General features: G+C 55.6%; 1 protein-coding gene. It reads left to right on the plus strand.

The annotated features are described in order from the left end of the window. Nucleotides 1-306: hypothetical protein (locus tag E5Q11_RS17830; RefSeq protein WP_168215682.1), on the plus strand; the 306-nt coding region annotated here is incomplete at both ends.

The raw sequence follows: 306 nt of genomic DNA on the forward strand, positions 1-306 counted from the left end.
GGTGCTGCTGAAACAGGTTCTGGACATTGAATGCGCTGCGGCACAGGCGCATGACGTGTGGAACGACCTGTCCCTGGAGCAACTGAACCGGATCAACCCCGCCGATCTGCTGACCCGCGGTATCGGCGACGACTTCGTTTACCTCAACGAAAGCCTGGCCGATAACCAGTGCCTGCTGGATTTCGACACGCTTTATGATTACGACCACGATGACTTCCTGTTCCAGGAAAAGTGGCGCCACAAAGACCTGAAAAACTACGTCAGCCCCGGTTATTTTCCCCTTTACCAGTCTCGCTGGGTGCGCTT

It is taken from the genome of Marinobacter confluentis (assembly GCF_004785685.1).
In the GTDB taxonomy this organism is placed as follows: Bacteria; Pseudomonadota; Gammaproteobacteria; order Pseudomonadales; family Oleiphilaceae; genus Marinobacter; species Marinobacter confluentis.